This is a genomic window from Telluria mixta (genome assembly GCF_029223865.1).
Lineage (GTDB): Bacteria > Pseudomonadota > Gammaproteobacteria > Burkholderiales > Burkholderiaceae_D > Telluria > Telluria mixta.
The window spans coordinates 4,380,806-4,403,311 of sequence record NZ_CP119520.1 but is presented as its reverse complement, the minus strand read 5'-3'; the positions used below and the strand labels follow the sequence as shown (position 1 = coordinate 4,403,311).

Genomic DNA, 22,506 nt, shown 5'->3' with positions numbered 1-22,506 from the left:
GGCGTGCCGAACTTCCGAGGAGAACGAAAGCCTGTCAGAACGAATAGCGGGCCTGGATGCCGTATCGCTTGTTCAGGGGCTGGTAGTTGGCCTGGCTGTGCGAATTGCCGTAATACGTCTCCGTTGCCGCGCCGAGGATGTTCACGCCGTCCACGACGATCGACAGCTGCCTGGTGACGTCATAGCCGATCGAGAAATCCAGCGTCCCGAGTTCCTTGGCGTAGATCGGCACGCCCTGGGCGCCCGATGAGCTGGTCGACACGACGAAGCCGTCGCGCCAGTTGTACGCGAGCCGCGCCTTGAACCTGCCCTTCTCATACATGCCGATCAGGTTGTAGCTGTTCTTCGACAAGCCTTCCAGCGGCACGGTCTTGCCGGCGAGAGCGGACGCAGCCTTCGAATCCACATACGTGTAGTTCGCCTGCAGCCCCAGGCCGTTGAACGGCGCGGGCAGCATGTCGAAGAATTGCTGGAAACCGGCTTCGACACCCTGGATCTTCGACGTGCCCGACGACTTGAACGTCGACACGTTGTACGTCTCGCCGTTGATCACGCGCTGTTCGGCCACCGTCTGGATGAAGCCGTCCACCTTCTTGTGGAAAGCGCCCAGGAAGGCCATACCGTTGCGGCCGAAGTAGTGTTCCAGCGACACGTCGAGATTCCTGGACGTGAACGGCTGCAGGTCGGGATTGCCCGCGCGGGCGTCGTGCTGGACCTGGTTGGTGATCGTCGTCGCGGCGGCCATGAAGCCGAAGTTGACCGGCGCCAGGGTCTTGGACGCGCCCAGGCGCAGGTTCAGGTCGTCGCTGAGGGCGATGTTGCCGTTGAACGAGGGCAGCATGTCGTGGCGTTTCGAATCCCGGGATTGCAGTTCCAGCGTACCTGCGGCATTCGCCCCATAGGATTCGCCGTGCAGCTTCGTTTCGATGGCGCGCAGGCCGAGATTGCCCGTCACAGGCTTGCCCGCGATCGCGAACTCGAGATTGGCCTTCAAATAGAACGCCAGCGTCTTTTCGCGATTGAGCTGGTCCTGGTCCTGGGTATTTTGTTCGCTTGCGGGCAGTCCGTACAGGGTCCGCAGCGCGCTCTGGCCCCGTACCGCCGCCGTCGTGTACGTCCAATAGGGGCCCACGTTCACCGATTCGCGTGCCGGTACCTGGTGCAGCAGGGCGGGATCGACCGTCGCCAGCGTCCTGCTGCTGTTGCAGCCGTCGATGCAATAGAAGTTGACGAAGCCGAAAGAATGGCGCGTGTAGTCGTTCGCGCGCAGGCCGAAGTCGATCGAACTGAGGATGCCGCCGTCGAACTTGTAGTTCGCGTCGAACGTCGCCGCGGTATTCCTCTGCTTGCCGTCCAGGTGGATGGCGAGCAGGTAGTTCGGGTGGTAGTTGGCGAGGTTGTTCAGGTCGATGCCGGAAACCGACAGGCCGGTCGGCGCGCCATCGTTCATCGTCATCGTCATGGTCGGCACCTTGGCGCTGATGCCCCATTCGAACAACGTGTTCACGACCGCGGTCTCGTTGTGGGCGAGGCGTGCATTGACGGTCAGCGGCCCGCCGTTGCTCCATCTGCCGCCGACATCGAACAGCTGGGACTTGCGGTGTTCGTCGCCGATGACCGACGTGTCGGTCAGCGAGTTGTTGGTGAACGTGCCGGACTTCAGGTTGTCGCTGCCGTCGCTGTTGGTGTCGCCCCAGGTGGTATACGCCGAGGTCGGCGTGCCGTGGTAGAAGCGCGCGGTCTGGAAGTTGTTACGCAGCAGATAATCGATGCCGATGTAGTTGGCGAAGAAGCTCAGGCCGGGACTGACTCGCCATTGGTAGGACGCGATCAAGGTGTCGCGGTTGCGGTCGCCGTGATGGGCGTTACCGGTGAACCGGCCGATCGGCACCGTGACGCCCTTGCCCGAGCCGGCATAGTCAGGGATCATCTCCGTCCGTTCCACCTGGTTTTCGGCCAGGCCGAAGACGCTTTCCGTGTGCGCGGCATTGAGCAGCAGTCCCATGTCGCCCACGCCCGTCTTCCAGCGGTCGCTGAACAGCACCGATGCCTGTCCCCTGGTCTTGTCCCCGGCGCCGCCGGCCATCCTGTAATTCGTGGCCTTGGCGGACACGGTCGCCGCCCTTCCCTTGAAGTCGAACGGCTGGCGGGTACGGATGTTCACGTAGCCGCCCAGTCCACCCTCGATTTCATTGGCCGACGAGCTCTTGTTGACGTCGATGCCCGCGAGGACGTCGGCCGGCAGGTCTTCGAGATCGAAGCTGCGGCCGTTGTATTCGCCGGCGCCGAACATTTCCAGCCCGTTCAGGACGACCTTGTTCTGGCCCAGGCCGCGGATCTGGATGTTGGCGCCCTCGCCCTTGCTGCGCCCCACCTGGATGCCGGGAATGCGCTGGGCGGCTTCCGCGATGTTCTGGTCGGGCAGCTTGCCGATATCGTCGGCGACGATGGAATCGGAGATCGCATCGTTGTCGCGCTTGCGGTTGCGCGCGCTCTGCAGGCTCGCGCGCATGCCGGTCACGACGACGGTCGCCGTCTCCTCCTGCTTCATGGCGCCGTCCGGCGCCGCGACGCCATCGGGCGCCGTTTGCGCATACGCGGCGCTCGCGCCGCCGAGCGCCAGCATCACGGCGCAGCAGGTCGCGCGCCGTTGCATTGGAATATGTCCCGTCACTGTCTTGTCCCCTTTGGATGTGCGGTCGGGGCCCAGGATGAAAATGGCCCCGCTCGCGTTCACACGACTCGTCAGGCCGGTTCGGGACAGCAGCTTGTCCAATGCTTCGGTGACGGTGAACGTCCCGCGCACCGCCGGCGTGTCGATCCCGGCGAGGACCTCGCCGGACGCCAGCACGTTGATGCCGGCCTGCCTGGCGAATTCGACGACCGAATTCAAGGCGGGCCCCGCCGCGATGTCGAACGGCTTGCGCGCCTCCTGGGCATGAACCACTTGCGGCAGCGCCGCAATGCTCATGCTCAGTACGACGGCAGCCGTCCTTCCGCACAGATCCGGGTACATCACGCTGTCTCCTCCCAAACCAACCTGTTCTTATCCGGAGTAATCTCCTCCGTTATCGATAACGACGAATGATGCGACGACTTCCTACGGGTCTTGCGAACATTTTTTCAGCCGCGGCCGAGCACGATCGTCTCCGCCGTGACAGTGACGGGGATCGCCAGGTACGCGCCGACGTCCTGCGCGAACAGTTCGGGCGCATCGATCTGGTATTGTCCGACCAGTTTCCGCCGCCCGAGCGCGGGGTCGGCGATGACGATCTTCTTCTCGCTATAGCGGTTGAAATCGGCCACCGCTTCGCTGAGCGTTTGATTATCGAATATCAGTTTGCCCTCCCGCCACGCGAGCTTTCTCTGCACTTCCACCGGCTGCCGGGCGACGGCGATATTCTCCGCCTGGTCCGGCACGAAGCTGCGCTCGCCCGCCGTCACCAGCCGCTTGCGCGCGCTGCCGTCGTTGCTCCATACCTCGACCGTCCCTTCCGTCACGAGCACTTCGGCGCCATTGCCGAAACGGCGCACGCCGAATGCCGTGCCGACCGCGCGCACGCGCACCTGCCCCGCCTCGACGATGAACGGTTTGGTCCTGTCCTTGGCGACTTCCAGCCACACCTCGCCCTTCTTCAGCGTCACCTGGCGTTGTTGCGGCGTCATCCTCACTTCGAGCAGGCTGCCGCTGTTGATGTCCGCGACCGACTTGTCCGCCAGCGGCACCTTGCGGAACTCGCCCTTGGCCGTGGTGAGCACGGTCTTGTCGGCGGCAAACAGGCGGGTCAGCGCGAACACGGCGACTCCGGTCGCCATGCCGCCGGCCGCCAGGAAGGCCCGCCGGGACCCCGTGCGCCGCCAGGACGCGCCGGCCCATTCCGCTTCCAGCCGTTCGCGTTTCGGGCGCAGCGATTCCTGCACGGTCGCCTGGTTGAGCGCCCGGTTGATCGCGACCGCGCGCAGATACGCGCCCTGGTGGCGGATATCCGCTTCGAACCAGGCGTCGAATTCACGGCGCTGCGCCTCGTCCAGCACGCGATCGGACTGGCGCACGACCCAGTCCATGGCTTGCCGGTCAATCGTTGACATGGCGTTTCCTTGCCGGGGGCCTGGCTTTGGCGCGCGGCGCGTCGTGGACGCCGACCCGGGCGATCATCTCCGAGATGAGCCCCATGCCCCGCATCACCTCCTTCTCGACGATGCCTTCCGAGATCGCCAGCGCTGCCGCCGTCTCGGTCTGCGACAGGCCGTAGATGCGGCGCGACATGAACACCTGCTTGCAACGGTCCGGGAGATTGGCGATGAGACCGAACACCCAGCGCAGCTCGGCGCGCGCGAGCGCGACGCGTTCCGGCGTGGGCGCCGTGTCCGGAAATTCGAACTCTTCCAGGTTGGCGACCGACTCGATGCTGACGATCGCATCGCGTCGCATCCGGTCGATGACGATGTTCTTTGCCGTGCGCACCAGGAAGCCCCTGGCCCCGCGCACGTGATCCACGCTGTCCAGCTGAAGCACCTTGTAATAGGTCTCCTGGATCACGTCGTCGACCTCGGCCGGGCCGCTGCAGACGCGGGCCAGCATCTTGCGAAGCTCGGCTTCGAAAGGCAGGAAATTCGACATGACCCACTCGACGACATCGTCATCCATAGCTCGCTCACTGGTTGCGTCTACCAGTATGACGAATAAAAAAAGTTTTTCCTACGGAATTCAAGGAAAAAGGCAGTACCGGAGGGGTGCTGGTGCTGGCCTAGCCTTCCAGCGTATCGGCCTGCGCCGCGGACTGCGCGCCGCGCGCGCCGATGCGCTTCACGAGCAGCTGGTCGATGCGGTAGTGGTCGACGTCGAGCACTTCGAAGCGCATGCCCTCGTATTCGACGCTGTCCGTCGGCTTGGGCACCTTGCGCAGCATGTACATCATGAAGCCCGCCGCCGTCTCGTAGTGGTCTTCCTCGGGCAGCGCGTCCAGTTCCAGCACGCGCTTCATGTCCGCCACCGGCGTGCTGCCGTCGATCAGCCATGAGCCGTCCTCGCGCTGCATGGCCTGCTGGTCCGCTTCCAGCGGCGTGCCCCATTTGCCCATGACGGTCACCATGATGTCGCTGAGCGTGACGACGCCGACGACGAACGCGTACTCGTTGATGACGACGGCGAACGTCTCCTTCGTGGCGCGGAAGCGATCGAGCAGCTCGGACAGGGTCAGCGCATCGGGAATGATCAGGACCGTGCGGATGCTCGATTCGTTCAGCTGGAACCGGGACTGCCGGTTCAGCAGCTGCACGAGGATGTCGCGCGTGTCCACGTAGCCGATCACCTTGTCGATCACGCCGTCGCACACGGGGAATTTCGACAGCGCGTGCGTGGCGATCTTCTGGCGGATGCTGTCCTCGGATTCGTTCAGCGTGAAGAACACGACGTTTTCCCGCGTGGTCATCGTCGACGTGACGGCGCGCGATTCCAGCTCGAACACGTTCTCGATGAAGTGCTGCTCCTGCTTCTGCAGCACGCCGGCCTGCGCGCCCGCTTCCACGACGGCCGAGATCTCGTCGAAGGTGATGCGGTCCTCGCGCGTCGTGTCGACGCCGAACACGCGGAACAGCATGTTCGCCACCCTGTTCAGCGCCCAGGCCAGCGGCTTGAACACGCGGATGACGACCAGCACCGGCCGCACGACGGCCATCGCCGTGCTCTCCGGCGCGATCATCGCGAGGCGCTTGGGCATCAGGTCGGCGAACAGCACGAACAGCGTGGTGACGAACACGAACGACAGCGCGAACGCGAGGTTGTCGCGGCCCGGCCCGTCGTAGAAGAGCGCCAGCCACTCCAGGAAAAACGGCCGCAGCGCGCCCTCCCCGAGGATGCCGCCCAGGATGGCGATCGCGTTCAGGCCGATCTGCGACGCCGCGAAGAAGTCGGCCGATTGCGCCTGCAGCGCCATCACCTTGCGCGCCCGCTCGTCGCCGGCCTCGGCCAGCAGTTTCAGCTTGATCTTGCGTGCGGCGGCCAGCGCGATTTCGCTCAGGGACAGGAAACCGGCGGCCAGCACGAGGACGGCCAGCAAGGCCAGATGTTCGAACAGATTCATGGAGCACCCGGAATAATGATGTCACTTTAACATAGGCGTAAGCCAGCTCAATTTGATATAGCGGATGGCATATTTAGTAATTGTCGAACCGCCCCGCGCTTTGCATAATCTGCTATTACGTCCACACCTCATACTGGAAATCCCGATGCAAAAGCCTCGCCTGGCCCTGATTCCCCTGTTGTTCGCGGCGACCCTGTCTCACGCGGCCACCGATCCCCTCGCCCCGACGGCGCGGTGGAGCGCCTATACCGCCGGCCACGCGGCCACGCCGCCGATGGGCTGGAGCAGCTGGAACGCGTTCGGCACCGACATCGACGAAGCGAAGATCCTCGGCGCGGCCCAGCGCCTCGTGGACAGTGGACTCGCGGCCAAAGGCTACCGCTACGTCAACATCGACGACGGCTGGGCGCTGCGCCGCAACCAGCCGGACGGCCGCCTGATCGCGCGTCCCGACCGCTTCCCGTCCACGGCGAACGGCGGGTTCCGTCCGTTCACCGACAAGATCCACGCGATGGGCCTGAAGGCCGGCATCTACTCGGACCTGGGCCGCAACACCTGTTCTCAGGCGTACGGCGGCGACGACCCCAACCTGCCGAAGGGCAGCGTGCTGGAACGCGAAGTGGGCCTGTACGGCCACATCGACCAGGACATCACCCTGTTCTTCCGCGACTGGGGCTTCGACTTCATCAAGGTCGACGGCTGCGGCCTGCGCGCGTACGGCGCGGACAGCCCGAAAGTCAAGACGGGCGACTATCGGGCGCTGAAGCCGGTGCTGGACCTGGAATCCGTCGCCCGCTCGGACATCCCGGCCGTGCAGGCCGAATTCACGCAGATCAACGAGGCGCTGAAACGCAACAATCCGGACGGCGACTACATGCTGTCGCTGTGCGTCTGGGGTTCCGCCGACGTGCGCGCGTGGGGCAAAAACTTCGGCAACATCTCGCGCACGAGCGACGACATCCGTCCGAACTGGCCCCGCCTGCTGAGCAACTACGACAGCGCGGCGCGGCGCGAGCTGTACGGCCATCCGGGCAGCTGGAACGACCCGGACATGCTGTTCATCGGTTCGGGCGATTTCGATGCGAACCACATCACGGAGGCGAAGTCGCACTTCGCGCTGTGGGCCATGCTGAATTCGCCGCTGTTTACGGGCGCCGACCTGCGCACGACGCCGCAGGCGCTGATGGACATCTTCGGCAACGCCGACATCATCGCGCTGAACCAGGACCCCGCCGGCAACCAGGCCGTGCTCGCGTACGACGCCGACGACGTGCAAATCCTCGTCAAGACGCTCGCGTCGGGCGACAAGGCCGTCGCCATCTTCAACCGCGGCATCGCAGCCATCGACGCCGACCTCACGGCCGACCACCTCAAGCTCCGCAAGGACGGCAAGATCACGCTGACCGATCTCTGGTCGAAGGAAGCAACCTCGTTCACGAACGAGACCAAGGTGAAGGTCGCGCCGCGCGAGACGCGCATCTTCCGCGTCCAGGGCGCGCGCGCGCTGGCGGACGGCCTGTACCTGTCGGAGCAGCCGGGCAGCGTGAACCCGGCCGTCGACGGCGTGACGAAGCCGACGGCGGATCCGACCGTGTTCCGTTCGTCGTTCGGCTGGAGCGGCACCAAGGGCGGCGGTGAACGTCCGATGTACGCCGGCTTCGGCGGCGCGCGCGCGGACAGCACGCCCTACGGCCAGTGGCTGCAGATCGCGGGCAAGCGCTACGACGCCGGCATCGGCATCCTGGCCAACTCGCGCCTGGAAGTGCGCAACCACGACTACCGCCGCCTGGAGACCAAGGTCGGCGTCGACGATTCCGCGCAGGACCGCACGCACGGCGTGACCTTCCTCGTCTACGGCGACGGCAAGCTGCTGGCGAAGAGCAAGGCCCTGCGCTGGGGCCAGCCGGCGCAGGCGCTGAGCGTCGACGTCGGCGGCGTCAAGCTGATCGAACTGGTGGCGAAGAGCACGGGCGGCGCCAACGAGCAGCTGCCGGTCACCTGGGGTGACGCGGCGCTGACCCGGGCGCGCTGACGAGTGCGGGGCTGCTGCGGCGTGCCGCCAGCTCCTGCTCCAGCCTGACGTCGCGGCCGTAGATGTCCGCGGCGAAGCGCGCACCGCCCTCGCCGTCGGCGATGGCGGTCGCGTAGAACAGCACGACGGGAATCGAACGCGGCAGGTCGACGTGCTTCGTCGGCCCCGGCTGCAGCGCCTCCTGGATCGCATCCGCGCTCCACTGGCGCTGCCCGCCGAGCACGTACTGCGCCAGCGCGGCCGGATGCTCGACGCGGATGCAGCCGTGCGACAGGTCGCGCCGGCTGCGTTCGAACAGCTCGCGCGCCGACGTCGAGTGCAGATAGATATCCATCGGGTTCGGCATCGCGAACTTGATCGGCCCCAGCGAATTCTTCGCACCCGGGCGCTGGCGCACGCGCGCCCGGCCCGCCTTCAGGTCCGCCACGCTCGCATTGGGCGGCACCGTCTCCATGTCATGCTGCTTCAGGTACGCGGGATTGCGCGCGAGCTTCGGCAGGATCTCCTTGTCCAGGATGCTGCGCGGGACGTTCCAGTACGGGTTGAATTCGAGGTAGCGCATCTGCCCGACGAACAGCGGCGTTTCCGTCTTGACGGCGGAGCCGACGACGACCCGCATCTCGAGCGGCGGCTCCGTGCTGCCGTTCTGCAGTGCCCACAGGCGGTAGGCAGGCAGGTCGACGACGATCAGCGGGCCGGGACCGAAATCCGGCAGCCAGCGCAAGCGCTCCAGCGTCAGTTCCAGCTGGCGCACGCGCTGCGCGGGCGGCACGTTGAGCGCATTGACCGTGCCGCGGCCCAGCACACCGTCTTCCTCCAGCCCGTGGCGGGACTGGAAGTGCCGCACGCCCTCTTCCAGCTTGTCGCCATAGATCCCTTCGGCGGGCGCCGGCGCATCGGCCGGCAGATCGCCCAGCAGCACGAGGCGCTCGAACAGCGCCTGCGCATCGGGGTACGCCCCGCCCGGCTTGACCTTCGCCTGCGGCACGAGCAGCGCCGGATACGGCTGCTTCGCCAGCTCGCGGTAATGCGCCAGCGCCGCCTTGACCTGCGCGTACAGCGGCAGCTGCGGCTCGGCCGCCTGCACCGCGTCGCGCAGCTTGCCGGCCGCAAGCCCCGCGCGCAGGCGCTCGACCGGGTCGTAGCGCTTCAGGCGCGCGTCGGACTTGCCGGAATGGTATTCGGAACGCACGCGGCCCACGCGCAAATCGGCCAGGTAGTGCAGCATCGCGGCAGTCAGGGCGACATCGAATTTGGCCGGATCGGCATGACCGGATCGCAGTTGCTGCTGCAGTTCATCGGCCCCGTAGTCCTGCGGGTCGAGACCTTGGACCGGCGCCTGGCGCAGCACCCACAGCGCGGCGGCTGCGGTCTGCGGGTTCCACGCGGGCGCATGCTTGCGCGGCGCGTAGAAGCGGTCGAGCCAGCCGCGTTCGTCGTAGGGACCGGGCAACGGCGCAGCCTGCGCACGGATGGCCGCGGGGATGGACTGGGCGAAGGTGAAACGGGGTACGAGGGCGGCCGCGCAGAACACGAGCGCGGCGCCGATTTTCAGGCTGGACTTCATGGATGCTTTCGGACTTCGGCAACGATACATTACCGATGAGCATCATACCCGCAACACGTAACATCAGCGCGTACGATTGGTCACGAGGATCGCGCGGAAGTCATTGACATTGGTGAGCGTCGGACCGGTCACGACGGCATCGCCCAGCGCCTGGAAAAAGCCGTGGCCGTCATTGCGGTCGAGGCTGTGCAGCGGAAGAATGCCCAGCCCGAACGCCCGCGCCAGGGTCGTGGGCGAAAAATAACCGCCCGCGATCTCGTCCTGGCCGTCGACGCCATCCGTGTCGCCCGCGAGTCCGTGCACGCCAGACTCGCCCCGCAACGCGATGGCGGCCGCCAGCAGGAATTCGACATTGCGGCCACCGCGTCCGTCGCCGCGCACCGTCACCGTCGTCTCGCCGCCCGACAGCAGCACGCAGGGCGCGGCGAACGGCTGTTCGTGGCGTGCCACCTGCAGCGCCATGCCGGCCATGACCTTGCCGACGTCGCGCGCTTCGCCCTCGATGCTGTCGCCGAGGATGTGCGCGGCTATCCCCGCTTCCCGGGCCACGCGGGCCACCGCGTCGAGCGCCATCTGCGGCGTCGCCACCAGCCGCACCTCGTGGCCGGCCAGGCGCGGGTCGCCCGGCTTGACGGATTCCCCTGCCCCGCTTTCCAGCACCGTGTTCACGTGCGGCGGAAGGTCGATGCCGTAGCGGCGCACGATGGCCAGCGCGTCGGCGCAGGTGCTCGGGTCGGCGACGGTCGGGCCGGACGCGATGTTGCACGGGTCGTCGCCCGGCACGTCCGACACGAGCAGGGTCACGACGTGCGCCGGGTGGCAGGCAGCCGCCAGCCGTCCGCCCTTGATGGCCGACAGGTGGCGCCGCACGCAATTCATCTCGCCGATACTGGCGCCCGACGCGAGCAACGCACGGTTGACGGCCTGCTTGTCTTCCAGCGAGATACCGGGCAGCGGCAGCGGCAGCAGAGATGAACCGCCGCCGGAGATCAGGCACAGCACCGTGTCGTCCGCATCCAGCCCACGTACCAGGTCGAGCATGCGCCCGGCTGCGTGGAATCCCGCCGCGTCGGGCACCGGGTGCGCGGCCTCGACGATCTCGATGCGTTCGCAAGGCACCGCATAGCCATAGCGCGTCACCACGAGCCCGGCCAAAGGTCCGGGATAATGCCGCTCCACCGCGCGCGCCATCGCCGCCGATGCCTTGCCGGCGCCGATCACGACAAGCCGGCCGCGTGGCGCCGGCGGCAGGTGCGGCGGGACGCAGTGTTCCGGTTGCGCCGCCGCGATGGCGGCCTTGAACAGCGCTTCAAGCAGCTTGCGTCCGTTGATGGTCTCGTTGTTCATGCCGATGCTTTCTGGTGCTTCATCAAGGGGACGGCGACCGGATCGCTTTCCGGCGCCGGGACATGGTCGACGTGTTCGCCGTCGAGGATGCGCCGCATCCGGTCACGGTCGACCGCACCGACCCAGCGTCCGATCACGACGGTGCCCACGGCATTGCCGATCGTGTTGGTGATGGCCCGCGCCTCGGACATGAAGCGGTCCACGCCCAGCAGCAGCACCATGCCGGCGACGGGGATCTTGCCCATCGATGCGAGTGTGGCCGCCAGCGTGATGAAGCCGGAGCCGGTGACGCCGGCCGAACCTTTCGAGGTGATCATCAGCACGCCCAGCACGACGAACTGGTCGACGAGCGTCAGCGGCGTGTTGGTGGCCTGGGCGATGAAGATCGCGGCCATCGTGTAATAGATGCACTGGCCGTCGGGATTGAACGTGACGCCCGCCGGCACGACGAGGCCGACGACCGGCCGGGACACGCCCAGATACTCCAGCTTGCGCATCAGTTGCGGCACGACCGATTCGGACGAGCTGGTGCCGAGCACCGTGAAGATTTCGTCGCCGATGAAGCGCAGGAATTTCCACAGGCTGAAACCGGACACGCGCGCGATCGCACCGAGGACCACGACCACGAACATCGCGCATGTCAGGTACATGGCGCCCATCAGCTGGCCGAGCGACAGCAGCGTGCCGAGCCCGTACTTCCCGACCGTAAACGCGATGGCGCCGAATGCGGCGAGCGGCGCGATCCGCATGATCATCGCAAGCACGATGAACATGCCGCTGCTGAAGGCATCGAGCATGTCGACGACCGGCTTCGCGTGGCGGCCCATGCGCGACAGCGCGATGCCGAACAGCGTGCCGAACACGAGGATCTGCAGGATGTCGTTCTTCGCCAGCGCGTCGATGGCGCTGGTCGGGACCATGTTCAGCAGGAAGTCGACGACGCCGGCCGATTTCTGGGCCGCCGCCGTGTAGGTGTGGATGCTCTTGCCGTCGAGGGTGGCCGGATCGACGTTCATGCCGACGCCGGGGTGGAGCAGGTTCACGACGACGAGCCCGATCAGCAGCGCAAACGTCGACATGACCTCGAAATAGATCAGGGCGCGCGCGCCCACGCGGCCCAGTTCCTTCATGCTTTCCATCTTCGCGATGCCCAGTACGACCATCGCGAAGATGACCGGTGCGAACACCATCTTGATGAGCCGGATGAACAGATCACCCAGCGGCTTCAGGTCGGTGCCGAGGGCGGGATGGAAATACCCCAGCAACCCGCCCGCCACGACCCCGACCAGTACCTGGACGTAGAGCCTTCCAAACAAACGCTTGATCATGATGTCTCCTGGTTATGCTGCTTCGGTCCCCGGCTCTTGGCGGCCGGTCGGGGCCGTGAACGGAATCAGGCGGCCGCGCGTTCCTGGCCGGCGGCCAGGATGCGGCACACGGCCTGCGTGACGTCCGCCGTCGTCGCCGTGCCGCCCAGGTCGCGGGTGTGCAGCGACGGCGTGGCGGTGGCGCTTTCGATGGCGCGCATCAGCTGCTGCGCAGCGTCCGTCTCGCCAAGGTGCTCGAGCAGCATCACGACCGACCAGAACGTGCCGATCGGGTTGGCGAGGCCTTTGCCCATGATGTCGAACGCGGAGCCGTGGATCGGTTCGAACATCGACGGAAAGCGGCGCTCCGGATCGATGTTCCCGGTCGGCGCAATCCCGAGGCTGCCGGCCAGCGCGGCGGCCAGGTCGGAGAGGATGTCGGCGTGCAGGTTGGTCGCGACGATCGTGTCGAGCGTGGCGGGACGGTTGACCATGCGTGCCGTCGCCGCGTCGACGAGTTCCTTGTCCCACTTCACGTCCGGAAATTCGCTCGCCACCTGGACCGCGACCTCGTCCCACATCACCATCGCATGGCGTTGCGCATTGCTCTTGGTGATGACGGTCAGCTGCTTGCGCGGCCGCGACTGGGCCAGCTTGAACGCAAACCGGAGGATGCGCTCGACGCCGACGCGCGTCATCATGCTGACGTCCGTCGCAGCTTCGATCGGGTGGCCCTGGTGCACGCGGCCGCCCACGCCCGAGTACTCGCCTTCCGAGTTCTCGCGTACGATGACCCAGTTCAGGTCTTGCGGCGCGCAGCGCTTCAGCGGGCCATCGATCCCGGGCAGGATGCGCGTCGGGCGCACGTTGGCGTACTGGTCGAAACCCTGGCAGATCTTGAGGCGCAGGCCCCACAGCGTGATGTGGTCGGGGATATCCGGGTCGCCGGCGGAGCCGAACAGGATCGCATCCTTGTCGCGCAGGGCGTCGAGGCCATCGGCCGGCATCATCACGCCGTGGCGGCGGTAGTAGTCGCCGCCCCAGTCGAAATCCTCGAACGCGAAGTTGAAACGGCTGCTGCCGGCGGCCAGCGCTTCGAGCACCTGGCGCCCTGCGGGCACCACTTCCTTGCCGATGCCGTCGCCGGGAATGGTTGCGATCTGATACGTCTTCATGGTTCCTCTCTCCTGTCTGGGTAACGATGGAGCGACTGTAAGCGGTGGACGGGCGCAAAAATGGTGGCTAAACTTAATCCGGCTTTAACTTGAAATTAAAAATGACATGATAAAAATGATATGACTACGGGGTTGCAACCGGCCGAACTGGGCTTTTTCGTGGCACTGGCCACCAACGGCAGCCTGAGCGGCGCAGCGCGCGAACTCGGCATCACGCCGGCGGCCGTTAGCAAGCGGCTGTCGCAGATGGAAGCGCGGCTCGGCGTGCCGCTGGTGAACCGGACGACGCGCCGCATGAGCCTCACGCCGGACGGCGACCTGCTGCTTGAGCACGGCCGCCGCATCCTCGGCGAGATTGCCGACCTGGACCAGATGCTGAGCGCATCGAAGGGCCAGCCGAAGGGCCAGCTGCGCGTGAACGCCACGCTGGGTTTCGGCAGACTGCACATCGCGCCCGCCATTTCGCAATACGTGCTGCGCTACCCGGAAGTCGACGTGCAGTTGCAGCTGTCGGTCAAGCCGCCACCGCTGACGGAGGACCAGTTCGACGTCTGCATCCGCTTCGGCGAGCCGGGCGACACGCGCGTCATCGCGAAGAAGCTGGCGAACAACCGCCGCCTGCTCTGCGCGTCGCCGAAGTACATCGCGACGCATGGCGAACCGTCGACGCCGGCGGAACTGGTGCGCCACAACTGCATCTGCATCCGCCAGGGCGACGAGGCCTACGGCACGTGGCGCCTGTACAAGGACCGGGTGGACGATGCCGGCGAACTGGTGAAGGTACGCGGCAATCTGACGACGAACGATGGCGAGATCGCCGTCAACTGGGCGCTCGACGGCCACGGCATCCTGATGCGGGCGGAGTGGGACGTCGAGCGCTATCTCGACAGCGGACGCCTCGTCCAGATCCTGCCGCAGTACCGCACGCCGGACGCCGACATCTACGCGGTCTACCCGCAGCACCAGCACCAGTCGTCGCGCGTGCGTACGCTCATCGCCTTTTTGACGCAGGCGTTCGAGCGCTTTGCGCAGGATCGCTAGCGGGCGTCACCCTGCCTGGCGCGCGTCGCCAGCCAGCACAGGATCGCGCCGCCGCACACCATCGCCGCGCCCTGCCAGAACGCGGGCGACAGCGGCGCGCGCAGCAGAAAGGACGACAGCGCCGCCGACAGCACGGGGATGAAGTACGACGCCCCTGCCAGGACCGTCACGTTCCCGTGCAGGATGCCGATGTTCCACGCGCCGTAGCCGAAGCCCATGGCGCCCGCGGCCAGCAGCAGGTAGACGACGGCCTCGATACTGAAATCCATGCGACCGCCGCCCTCCAGCAGGTACTTGATCCACAGCGTCGCGGACACGAGGATGAAGAACAAGGTGACGCCATTTTTCCCTTCCGCGATCCGCGCCGTCACGACGCAGTACGCGGCCCAGATGACGGCGCCGGCGAAGGCCAGGCCATAGCTGAGCGGGTTGGCGCGCACGTTGCGCAGCATGCCGGCCGGATCGACGCCCTGCGCGCCGCCCAGCACCCAGCAGATGCCGACGATGGACAGCACGAACCCCGGCACGATGAGGAAGTTGGCCTTCTGCCGGTTGAACAGGATGCTTGCCACGATGGTGAATGTCGGCCACAGGTAGTTGACCATCCCGACCTCGATGGCCTGCCGCGCCGTGTCGGCGTAGCCGATCGACAGCGACAGGCACAGTTCATACGTCACGAACAGCAGGCTGCCCCAGACCAGGTAGCAGCGCGGCAGGCGCGCCTGTCCCACTGACAGCAGCAGGAACACCGACGCCACGCTGTACATCAGCGCCGCCCCGCCCGTGGGACCCAGGTGGACGCTGACGCTGCGGATCAGGCCGACGATGGCGCTCCACAGCAGGATGGCCGTCAAGCCGACCAGGGTGGCCTTGTGCATGCCTATAACGCTTCCTTGACGTGCGGGATGCCCAGGTCGTCGTAGACCGAATACACGGCGGCCAGCATGCCTTCCAGCTCGGGCGAGCGGTCCATGTGGCGCACGCTGAAGAAGATCGGCGAGACGGCATGCTTGTCCTCGATGCGCCGGTATACGACGTGCCGGTGATGCATGCCCTGCACGCTCTCCGGCACGACCGCGATGCCCTGCCCGGCCGCCACGAGGCCCATCGCGATCTGCAGTTCGCGCACTTCCGTCACGTGGTCCGGCGTCAGGTTCGCTTCGCGGAACGCGGCCAGCACCTGGTCGGCAAAGCTCGGCCGCGGCGCCTTCGGATACACGAGCAGCGCCTCGTGGATCAGGTCCGTCAGGCGCAGGTTGCCCTCTTTCTCCGCGAGGCGGTGGCCGGGGAACAGCGCCACCACCATCGGCTCCTCGCGCAGCAGGATACGGCGGATGCTCGTGTCCTCGCTCTTCAGGCGCCCGAACCCCACGTCGATGCGCCCTTCCTTCAACGCCTTGAGCTGTTCCACCGTCGTCATCTCGTGCAGGGTCACTTCGACCTCGGGATGGTTGTCGCGGTAGCGGCGGATGATGTCCGGCAGCAGGCCGTACAAGGTCGAGGCGACGAAGCCGACGGACAGCGTCCGTTCCAGCTTGCCCACGCGCTGCGTCATCGTGCGCAGGTCGCGCACCTGGTCGAGCAGCGGCTTCGCATGCGCCAGGAAAAAGGCGCCGGCTTCCGTCAGGCGCAGCGGCCTCACGCCCTTTTCGATCAGGGTCACGCCCAGGTCTTCCTCCAGTTGCTGGATCTGCCGGCTCAGCGGCGGCTGGGCGATGTGCAGGCGCTCGGCGGCGCGCGTGAAATTCCGTTCTTCCGCGACCGCGACGAAGTAGCGCAGGTGCCTTAATTCCATTATCGATACCTATAGGGTATTGAAACCATACCAAAACGGTGTTGGACGCCCCTCATTTCCGGGAATATCGTGTCTTCACCTCAGCGAATTATACGCAAATAATATGATTCAACATATCGAAACCTTCCTGCTCGACGTGCCGACGATCCGGCCGCACAAGCTCTCCGTCGCGACGATGAACACGCAGACCCTTGTGCTCGTCCGGGTGCGTTGCGCCGACGGCATGACCGGCTGGGGCGAGGCCACCACAATCGGCGGCCTGGCCTACGGCGAAGAGAGCCCGGAAAGCATCAGGGCCAATATCGACACCCACATCGCCCCGCTGCTGCTCGGCATGGACGCCGCCCAGCCCGCGAAGGCGATGGCGAAGGTGCGCAAGGCCATCCAGGGCAACCGCTTCGCCAAGTGCGCGCTGGAGACGGCGCTGCTGGATGCGCATGCGCGCCGCCTGGGCGTACCGCTGTCCGACCTGCTGGGCGGCCGCGTGCGCGACGCGCTGCCCGTGGCCTGGACGCTGGCCAGCGGCGACACAGCGAAGGACATCGCGGAAGCGGAACACATGCTGGAGATCCGCCGCCACCGCATCTTCAAGCTGAAGATCGGCCTGCGCAGCGTGGATGCCGACGTCGCCCACGTGCTGGCGATCAAGCGCGCGCTGGGCGACCGCGCCAGCGTGCGCGTCGACGTCAACCAGGCCTGGAGCGAGCTTGATGCGGTGCGCGGCATCGCGCAACTGGAAGCCGGCGGCATCGACCTGGTCGAGCAGCCCGTGAAAGCCCATCACACGGCGATGCTGGGCCGCCTCACGCGCCGTTTCGACGTCGCGATCATGGCCGACGAGGCGCTGCACGGTCCGGTCGATGCACTCACGCTGGCCCGCTCGGACGCCGCCGACGTCTACGCCGTCAAGATCGCGCAGTCCGGCGGCCTGTTCGCGGCGCTGGAAGTGGCGACCGTAGCCCGGCTCGCCGGCATCGGCCTGTACGGCGGCACGATGCTCGAAGGCGGCATCGGCACCGCGGCCACCGCGCACGTCTGCGCGACGTTCGCGGAGCTCGAATGGGACACGGAACTGTTCGGTCCCCTGCTGCTGACCGAGGAAGTGCTGCGCGAACCGCTCGTGTACCGCGACTTCGAACTGCAGGTGCCGACCGGCCCCGGTCTCGGCGTCGAGATCGACACCGACAGGCTGCGCAGCCTGCAACGCAAATAACGACACAGGAGACCACCATGCTGTTCCACGTCCGAATGAACGTCAACCTGCCCGCGTCGATGCCGCTTGAGGAAGCCGCGACGCTCAAGCAGACCGAAAAGGATCTCGCCCAGCGCCTGCAGCGCGAGGGCAAGTGGCGCCACCTGTGGCGCATCGCCGGGCAGTACGCCAACGTCAGCATCTTCGACGTCGACAGCGTCGACGAGCTGCACACGCTGCTGACGTCCCTGCCCCTGTTCCCGTACATGCACATCGACGTGATGCCGCTGTGCCGCCATCCCTCGTCCGTCCGTGACGGCGACTTCTGACCCCAACCATAAAAGGAGACCTGAAATGAACCACGCAGACATCGAACGACTGGCCCACAGCTGGGTCGTGGACGCCGCCGACCGCCCCGCCGACCCGCGCGTGCAGCAGGTGGTGCTGCGCCTGCTGGGCGACCTGTGCAAGACGATCGAGGACCTCGACATCACCCCGACGGAATTCTGGCACGGCGTGGCCTACATGTCGGCCGCGGGCGCCGCCAACGAACTGGGCCTGCTGGCCGCGGGCCTGGGCCTGGAACGCTTCCTCGACATCCGCGCCGACGAGGCGGAGCAGAAGGCCGGCCTGGAAGGCGGCACGCCGCGCACGATCGAGGGTCCGCTGTACGTGGCCGGCGCGCCGGAAAGCGTCGGCTTCGCCCGCCTGGATGACGGCACGGAGGCGGACAAGGGCGAGGTCCTGTTCATGCAGGGCACCGTGTTCGACCAGGACGGCAAGCCGCTGCCGGGCGCGAAGGTCGAGGTGTGGCACGCGAACCTGACGGGCAACTACTCGTTCTTCGACCAGACGCAGTCGCCGTTCAACCTGCGCCGCACCATCGTGACGGACGACCAGGGCCGCTACCAGTTCCGCAGCATTATCCCGGTCGGCTATGGCTGCCCGCCGGACGGCACGACGCAGCAGCTCCTGAACCTGCTGGGCCGCCACGGCCAACGCCCCGCGCACATCCACTTCTTCGTCAGCGCCCCGGATCATCGCAAGCTGACCACGCAGATCAACATCGACGGCGACGAGTACCTGTGGGACGACTTCGCGTTCGCCAGCCGCCCGGGCCTGGTGCCGGCCGTGAACCGCATCGACGACCCGGCGCAATTGGACGCCAAACGTGTCGACAAGCCGTTCGCGTCGATCGACTTCGACTTCCACCTGTACCACGAGACCGCCGCCGCGCCGACCACGCTGGTCGACCGTCCGCGCGCCGCCGCCTGAGGACACGCCATGATCCCCATCGTTCCTGTCGACGCGTTCAAGCCGAAACGCCTTGACGACTACATGATCGAAGACGCGCAAACGGGCGACCACCGCCTGCACCGCAGCGCCTTCACCGACGAGGCCCTGTTCGAACTCGAGATGAAGCACATCTTCGAGGGTAACTGGATCTACCTGGCGCACGAGAGCCAGGTCGCCAACGTCAACGATTACTACACGACGCACATCGGTCGCCAGCCGGTGTTCATCGCCCGCAACAAGAGCGGCGAGCTGAATGCGTTCATCAACGCGTGCAGCCACCGCGGCGCCCAGCTGTGCCGCCACAAGCGGGGCAACAAGGCGACGTACACCTGCCCGTTCCACGGCTGGACCTTCAACAACAGCGGCAAGCTGCTGAAAGTGAAGGATCCGGAATCGGCCGGCTATCCGGAATGCTTCAACAAGGAAGGCTCGCACGACCTGAAAAAACTGGCGCGCTTCGCCAACTACAAGGGCTTCCTGTTCGGCAGCCTGAATCCGGACGTCGAACCGCTGGAAGCCTTCCTCGGCGAGGCCGGCAAGATCATCGACATGATCGTCAACCAGTCGCCGGAAGGGCTGGAAGTACTGCGCGGTTCGTCGACCTACACGTTCGAAGGCAACTGGAAGCTGCAGGCCGAGAACGGCGCCGACGGCTACCACGTGACGGCCGTGCACTGGAATTACGCGGCCACGACGAACCGGCGCAAACAGGAGCAGGCCGCCGGTGAAGACAAGATCCGCGCCATGGACGCCGGCAACTGGGGCCGCCAGGGCGGCGGCTTCTACGCCTTCGAGCACGGCCACATGCTCCTGTGGTCGCAGTGGGCGAATCCGGAAGACCGCCCGAACTTTGCGCGCCATGCCGAGTACACGGAAAAATACGGCAAGGCGACGGCCGACTGGATGGTCGGACGCTCGCGCAACCTGTGCCTGTACCCGAACGTGTACCTGATGGACCAGTTCAGCTCCCAGATCCGCGTGCTGCGCCCGCTGGCCGTGGACAAGACCGAGGTGACGATCTACTGCATCGCGCCGAAGGGCGAATCGGCGGAGGCGCGCGCCCACCGCATCCGCCAGTACGAGGATTTCTTCAACGTCAGCGGCATGGCGACGCCGGACGACCTGGAAGAATTCCGTGCCTGCCAGCAGGGCTACAACGGCGCCGCCATGCAGTGGAACGACATGTGCCGCGGCGCCACGCACTGGATCCACGGCGCGGACGACGCGGCGAAGGACATCGGCCTCGCCCCCGTGATGAGCGGCGTGCGCACGGAGGACGAAGGGCTGTACACGATCCAGCACCGCTACTGGCTCGATGTCATGAAGAAGGCGTTCGACACGAAGGGGGACGCAAAATGAGTACGGTCACGATCCAGGATATCCAGGCCTTCCTCTACCGCGAAGCGCGCCTGCTCGACGACGAACAGTGGGACGACTGGCTCCAGTGCTACGACGCGAACGCCCGCTTCTGGATGCCGTCGTGGGACGACGACGGCACGCTGGTCCAGGACCCGGAGCGCGAGATCTCGCTGATCTTCTATCCGAGCCGCCAGGGCCTCGAAGACCGGATCTTCCGCATCAAGACGGAACGCTCCAGCGCGACGATCCCCGATACGCGCACGAGCCACAACATCGCCAACGTGGAGCTCGAACAGGTCGACGGTACGCGCCACACGGTGCGCTTCAACTGGCACACGCTGAGCCACCGCTACCACACCGACTTCAGCTATTTCGGCATGTCCCGCTACGTGATCGACTTTTCGGGTCCGCAGCCGAAGATCCTGGAAAAGTACGTCGTCCTGAAGAACGACTACATCAGCCAGGTGATCGACATTTATCACATCTAATCAAGCAGGAGACGGTCATGAGTCACACGATCGCGCTGCAGTTCGAGGACGGCGTCACGCGCTTCATCGGCTGCAACCCCAACGAAAAACTGTCCGACGCGGCCTACCGCCAGAAGGTCAACATCCCTCTCGACTGCCGCGACGGCGCCTGCGGCACCTGCCGCGGGCTGTGCGAGTCGGGCAGCTACGACATGCCGCCGGACAGCTACATCGAGGATGCCCTCGAGGAGAAGGATGCGCGCGCCGGCTACGTGCTGGCCTGCCAGATGCGCCCGACGTCCGACTGCGTCGTGCGCATCCCTGCCACGTCCGCCGCCTGCAAGACCGGCGTCGGCGACTTCCCCGGCACCGTCACCGCCGTGGAACAGCTGTCGCCGTCCACGATCCGTTTTACGATCGCGCCGGACCATCCGGAGCAGCTGGACTTCCTGCCCGGCCAGTACGTGAACGTGACGGTGCCGGGAACGGACCAGACCCGGTCGTACTCGTTCAGCTCCGCGCCCGGCGCAGATCAGGCCAGCTTCGTCGTGCGCAACGTGCCCGATGGCTTGATGAGCACCTGGCTGACGACCCGGGCGCAGGCCGGGCAACCCGTCTCGTTCTCCGGCCCGTACGGCAGCTTTTATCTGCGGCCCGTGCAGCGTCCCGTGCTGATGCTGGCCGGCGGCACCGGCATCGCGCCGTTCCTGTCCATGCTCGATGTGTTGGCGGCCAAGGGCTTCCCGCATCCGGTGCGCCTCGTGTACGCCGTGACCAACGACCACGACCTGGTCGGCCTCGATCAGCTTGACCACATCGCGGCCGCACATCCGCAGTTCCAGTACGTGACGTGCGTGGCGGCGGCGTCCAGCACGCATGCGCGCAAGGGCTATGCGACGGCGCACGTCGAACCGGGCTGGATGAACGGCGGCGACGTCGACGTCTACCTGTGCGGCCCCGTGACTATGGTCGACGCGGTGCGCGGCTGGCTGGATGCCAGCGGCGTAAAGCCCAACGCTTTCCACTTCGAGAAGTTCTCGGCCACGAGCACCGCGGGGGTGCCGGCATGATGCATCCGGACCGGTTCAAGGACAAGGTGATGGTCATCACCGGCGCCGCCCAGGGCATCGGCCGCGGCGTTGCGCTGGCCGCGGCCGCGGAAGGCGCGCGGCTCGTGCTCGCGGATCGCTCGCCGCTCGTGCACGAGGTCGCGCAGGAGACGGGTGCGCAAGCCGTCGTCGTCGAGGCCGACCTCGAGACGTGGGCCGGTGCGTCCACGCTGGCGACGCGCGCGCTGGAGGTCCACGGCCGCATCGACGTCCTCGTCAACAACGTGGGCGGCACGATCTGGGCCAAGCCCTTCCAGGAATACGAGCCCGACCAGATCGAGGCCGAGATCCGCCGCTCGCTGTTCCCGACCCTGTGGTGCTGCCGCGCCGTGCTCCCCGCGATGATCGCCGCGCGGGCCGGCGCCATCGTCAACGTGTCGTCGGTGGCCACGCGCGGCATCTACCGCATCCCCTATTCCGCGGCGAAAGGCGGCGTCAACGCGCTGACGGCCAGCCTCGCGATGGAGCACGCGCAGGACGGCATCCGCGTGAACGCCGTCGCCACCGGCGGCACGGAGGCGCCGCCGCGCAAGGTGCCGCGCAACCCGAAGCCGCTGAGCGAACAGGAACAAGCGTGGTACCAGGGCATCGTCGACCAGACGACGGCGACGAGCCTGATGCACCGCTACGGCACCATCGCCGAGCAGGTGGCGGCGATCCTGTTCCTCGCCTCAAGCGAGGCATCGTACATCACCGGCACGGTCCTCCCCGTGGGCGGCGGCGATCAGGGGTGAAC

General features: G+C 66.3%; 19 protein-coding genes. 9 read left to right on the top strand and 10 right to left on the bottom strand.

The genetic code is table 11. From position 1 onward, the window contains the following. Positions 1-34: 34 nt before the first annotated feature. The 4 genes from P0M04_RS19700 to paeA form a co-directional block, all read right to left on the bottom strand. On the bottom strand, positions 35-3,016 hold the full coding sequence (locus P0M04_RS19700; protein WP_259447871.1) for a TonB-dependent receptor: 2,982 nt from the start codon (positions 3,014-3,016) through the stop codon (positions 35-37). 107 nt (positions 3,017-3,123) lie between these two features. Then, positions 3,124-4,089, bottom strand: a complete 966-nt coding sequence (locus tag P0M04_RS19695) for a FecR family protein (RefSeq protein ID WP_259447422.1) — start codon at positions 4,087-4,089, stop codon at positions 3,124-3,126. Then, positions 4,076-4,648 carry an RNA polymerase sigma factor gene (locus tag P0M04_RS19690; RefSeq protein WP_259447423.1) on the bottom strand — a complete coding sequence of 191 codons (573 nt, stop codon included), beginning with the start codon at positions 4,646-4,648 and terminating at the stop codon, positions 4,076-4,078. The genes P0M04_RS19695 and P0M04_RS19690 overlap by 14 nt, the downstream gene beginning before the upstream one ends. Before the next feature lie 100 nt (positions 4,649-4,748). Beyond that, entirely contained in the window at positions 4,749-6,083 is a 1,335-nt protein-coding gene (paeA, locus tag P0M04_RS19685) for a polyamine export protein PaeA (RefSeq protein WP_259447424.1), read from the bottom strand. A gap of 145 nt (positions 6,084-6,228) precedes the next feature. Here paeA and P0M04_RS19680 point away from each other — a divergent pair, with 145 nt between their 5' ends. After that, positions 6,229-8,115 carry an NPCBM/NEW2 domain-containing protein gene (locus tag P0M04_RS19680; protein WP_259447425.1) on the top strand — a complete coding sequence of 629 codons (1,887 nt, stop codon included), beginning with the start codon at positions 6,229-6,231 and terminating at the stop codon, positions 8,113-8,115. Here the strand turns inward: P0M04_RS19680 and P0M04_RS19675 are convergent. The 4 genes from P0M04_RS19675 to P0M04_RS19660 form a co-directional block, all read right to left on the bottom strand. After that, positions 8,078-9,682, bottom strand: a complete 1,605-nt coding sequence (locus P0M04_RS19675; RefSeq protein ID WP_259447426.1) for a L,D-transpeptidase family protein — start codon at positions 9,680-9,682, stop codon at positions 8,078-8,080. The genes P0M04_RS19680 and P0M04_RS19675 overlap by 38 nt on opposite strands. Positions 9,683-9,745: 63 nt before the next feature. Further along, entirely contained in the window at positions 9,746-11,029 is a 1,284-nt protein-coding gene (locus tag P0M04_RS19670; RefSeq protein WP_259447427.1) for a glycerate kinase type-2 family protein, read from the bottom strand. After that, on the bottom strand, positions 11,026-12,357 hold the full coding sequence (locus P0M04_RS19665) for a dicarboxylate/amino acid:cation symporter (RefSeq protein ID WP_259447428.1): 1,332 nt from the start codon (positions 12,355-12,357) through the stop codon (positions 11,026-11,028). Before P0M04_RS19665 ends, P0M04_RS19670 begins: the two co-directional genes overlap by 4 nt. A 65-nt stretch (positions 12,358-12,422) precedes the next feature. Then, a complete protein-coding gene (locus P0M04_RS19660) occupies positions 12,423-13,511 on the bottom strand; it encodes a tartrate dehydrogenase (protein WP_259447429.1) in 1,089 nt (362 codons plus the stop codon). A gap of 120 nt (positions 13,512-13,631) precedes the next feature. Between P0M04_RS19660 and P0M04_RS19655 the strand changes: the two genes are divergently transcribed. Continuing rightward, positions 13,632-14,552, top strand: a complete 921-nt coding sequence (locus tag P0M04_RS19655) for a LysR family transcriptional regulator (RefSeq protein WP_259447430.1) — start codon at positions 13,632-13,634, stop codon at positions 14,550-14,552. Here P0M04_RS19655 and yddG read toward each other — a convergent pair. Together yddG and P0M04_RS19645 are read right to left on the bottom strand one after the other, a co-directional pair. Further along, complete coding sequence (yddG, locus tag P0M04_RS19650; protein WP_281042048.1) at positions 14,549-15,430, bottom strand: aromatic amino acid DMT transporter YddG; 882 nt, start codon at positions 15,428-15,430, stop codon at positions 14,549-14,551. The two genes, P0M04_RS19655 and yddG, sit on opposite strands and share 4 nt — an antisense overlap. Positions 15,431-15,432: 2 nt before the next feature. Further along, a complete protein-coding gene (locus tag P0M04_RS19645) occupies positions 15,433-16,347 on the bottom strand; it encodes a LysR family transcriptional regulator (RefSeq protein WP_105375701.1) in 915 nt (304 codons plus the stop codon). Positions 16,348-16,450: 103 nt separating this feature from the next. Between P0M04_RS19645 and P0M04_RS19640 the strand changes: the two genes are divergently transcribed. The 7 genes from P0M04_RS19640 to benD are packed head-to-tail and all read left to right on the top strand — an operon-like array spanning position 16,451 to position 22,504. Then, complete coding sequence (locus tag P0M04_RS19640; protein WP_259447431.1) at positions 16,451-17,560, top strand: muconate/chloromuconate family cycloisomerase; 1,110 nt, start codon at positions 16,451-16,453, stop codon at positions 17,558-17,560. A 17-nt stretch (positions 17,561-17,577) separates the two neighbouring features. Next, positions 17,578-17,868, top strand: a complete 291-nt coding sequence (gene catC, locus P0M04_RS19635) for a muconolactone Delta-isomerase (protein ID WP_259447432.1) — start codon at positions 17,578-17,580, stop codon at positions 17,866-17,868. A 25-nt stretch (positions 17,869-17,893) separates the two neighbouring features. Continuing rightward, entirely contained in the window at positions 17,894-18,814 is a 921-nt protein-coding gene (gene catA, locus P0M04_RS19630; RefSeq protein ID WP_259447433.1) for a catechol 1,2-dioxygenase, read from the top strand. 9 nt (positions 18,815-18,823) lie between these two features. Then, a complete protein-coding gene (gene benA, locus P0M04_RS19625) occupies positions 18,824-20,194 on the top strand; it encodes a benzoate 1,2-dioxygenase large subunit (protein ID WP_259447434.1) in 1,371 nt (456 codons plus the stop codon). Continuing rightward, entirely contained in the window at positions 20,191-20,682 is a 492-nt protein-coding gene (gene benB, locus P0M04_RS19620; RefSeq protein WP_259447435.1) for a benzoate 1,2-dioxygenase small subunit, read from the top strand. Before benA ends, benB begins: the two co-directional genes overlap by 4 nt. Positions 20,683-20,699: 17 nt before the next feature. After that, positions 20,700-21,731, top strand: a complete 1,032-nt coding sequence (benC, locus tag P0M04_RS19615) for a benzoate 1,2-dioxygenase electron transfer component BenC (protein WP_259447436.1) — start codon at positions 20,700-20,702, stop codon at positions 21,729-21,731. Continuing rightward, positions 21,731-22,504 carry a benzoate diol dehydrogenase BenD gene (gene benD / locus P0M04_RS19610; protein WP_259447873.1) on the top strand — a complete coding sequence of 258 codons (774 nt, stop codon included), beginning with the start codon at positions 21,731-21,733 and terminating at the stop codon, positions 22,502-22,504. The genes benC and benD overlap by 1 nt, the downstream gene beginning before the upstream one ends. Positions 22,505-22,506 lie beyond the last annotated feature (2 nt).

Coding starts and splice junctions, on each gene's coding strand:
- P0M04_RS19700 (WP_259447871.1), bottom strand. CDS start 3,016: ATGTACCCGGATCTGTGCGGAAGGACGGCTGCCGTCGTACTGAGCATG.
- P0M04_RS19695 (WP_259447422.1), bottom strand. CDS start 4,089: ATGTCAACGATTGACCGGCAAGCCATGGACTGGGTCGTGCGCCAGTCC.
- P0M04_RS19690 (WP_259447423.1), bottom strand. CDS start 4,648: ATGGATGACGATGTCGTCGAGTGGGTCATGTCGAATTTCCTGCCTTTC.
- paeA (WP_259447424.1), bottom strand. CDS start 6,083: ATGAATCTGTTCGAACATCTGGCCTTGCTGGCCGTCCTCGTGCTGGCC.
- P0M04_RS19680 (WP_259447425.1), top strand. CDS start 6,229: ATGCAAAAGCCTCGCCTGGCCCTGATTCCCCTGTTGTTCGCGGCGACC.
- P0M04_RS19675 (WP_259447426.1), bottom strand. CDS start 9,682: ATGAAGTCCAGCCTGAAAATCGGCGCCGCGCTCGTGTTCTGCGCGGCC.
- P0M04_RS19670 (WP_259447427.1), bottom strand. CDS start 11,029: ATGAACAACGAGACCATCAACGGACGCAAGCTGCTTGAAGCGCTGTTC.
- P0M04_RS19665 (WP_259447428.1), bottom strand. CDS start 12,357: ATGATCAAGCGTTTGTTTGGAAGGCTCTACGTCCAGGTACTGGTCGGG.
- P0M04_RS19660 (WP_259447429.1), bottom strand. CDS start 13,511: ATGAAGACGTATCAGATCGCAACCATTCCCGGCGACGGCATCGGCAAG.
- P0M04_RS19655 (WP_259447430.1), top strand. CDS start 13,632: ATGACTACGGGGTTGCAACCGGCCGAACTGGGCTTTTTCGTGGCACTG.
- yddG (WP_281042048.1), bottom strand. CDS start 15,430: ATGCACAAGGCCACCCTGGTCGGCTTGACGGCCATCCTGCTGTGGAGC.
- P0M04_RS19645 (WP_105375701.1), bottom strand. CDS start 16,347: ATGGAATTAAGGCACCTGCGCTACTTCGTCGCGGTCGCGGAAGAACGG.
- P0M04_RS19640 (WP_259447431.1), top strand. CDS start 16,451: ATGATTCAACATATCGAAACCTTCCTGCTCGACGTGCCGACGATCCGG.
- catC (WP_259447432.1), top strand. CDS start 17,578: ATGCTGTTCCACGTCCGAATGAACGTCAACCTGCCCGCGTCGATGCCG.
- catA (WP_259447433.1), top strand. CDS start 17,894: ATGAACCACGCAGACATCGAACGACTGGCCCACAGCTGGGTCGTGGAC.
- benA (WP_259447434.1), top strand. CDS start 18,824: ATGATCCCCATCGTTCCTGTCGACGCGTTCAAGCCGAAACGCCTTGAC.
- benB (WP_259447435.1), top strand. CDS start 20,191: ATGAGTACGGTCACGATCCAGGATATCCAGGCCTTCCTCTACCGCGAA.
- benC (WP_259447436.1), top strand. CDS start 20,700: ATGAGTCACACGATCGCGCTGCAGTTCGAGGACGGCGTCACGCGCTTC.
- benD (WP_259447873.1), top strand. CDS start 21,731: ATGCATCCGGACCGGTTCAAGGACAAGGTGATGGTCATCACCGGCGCC.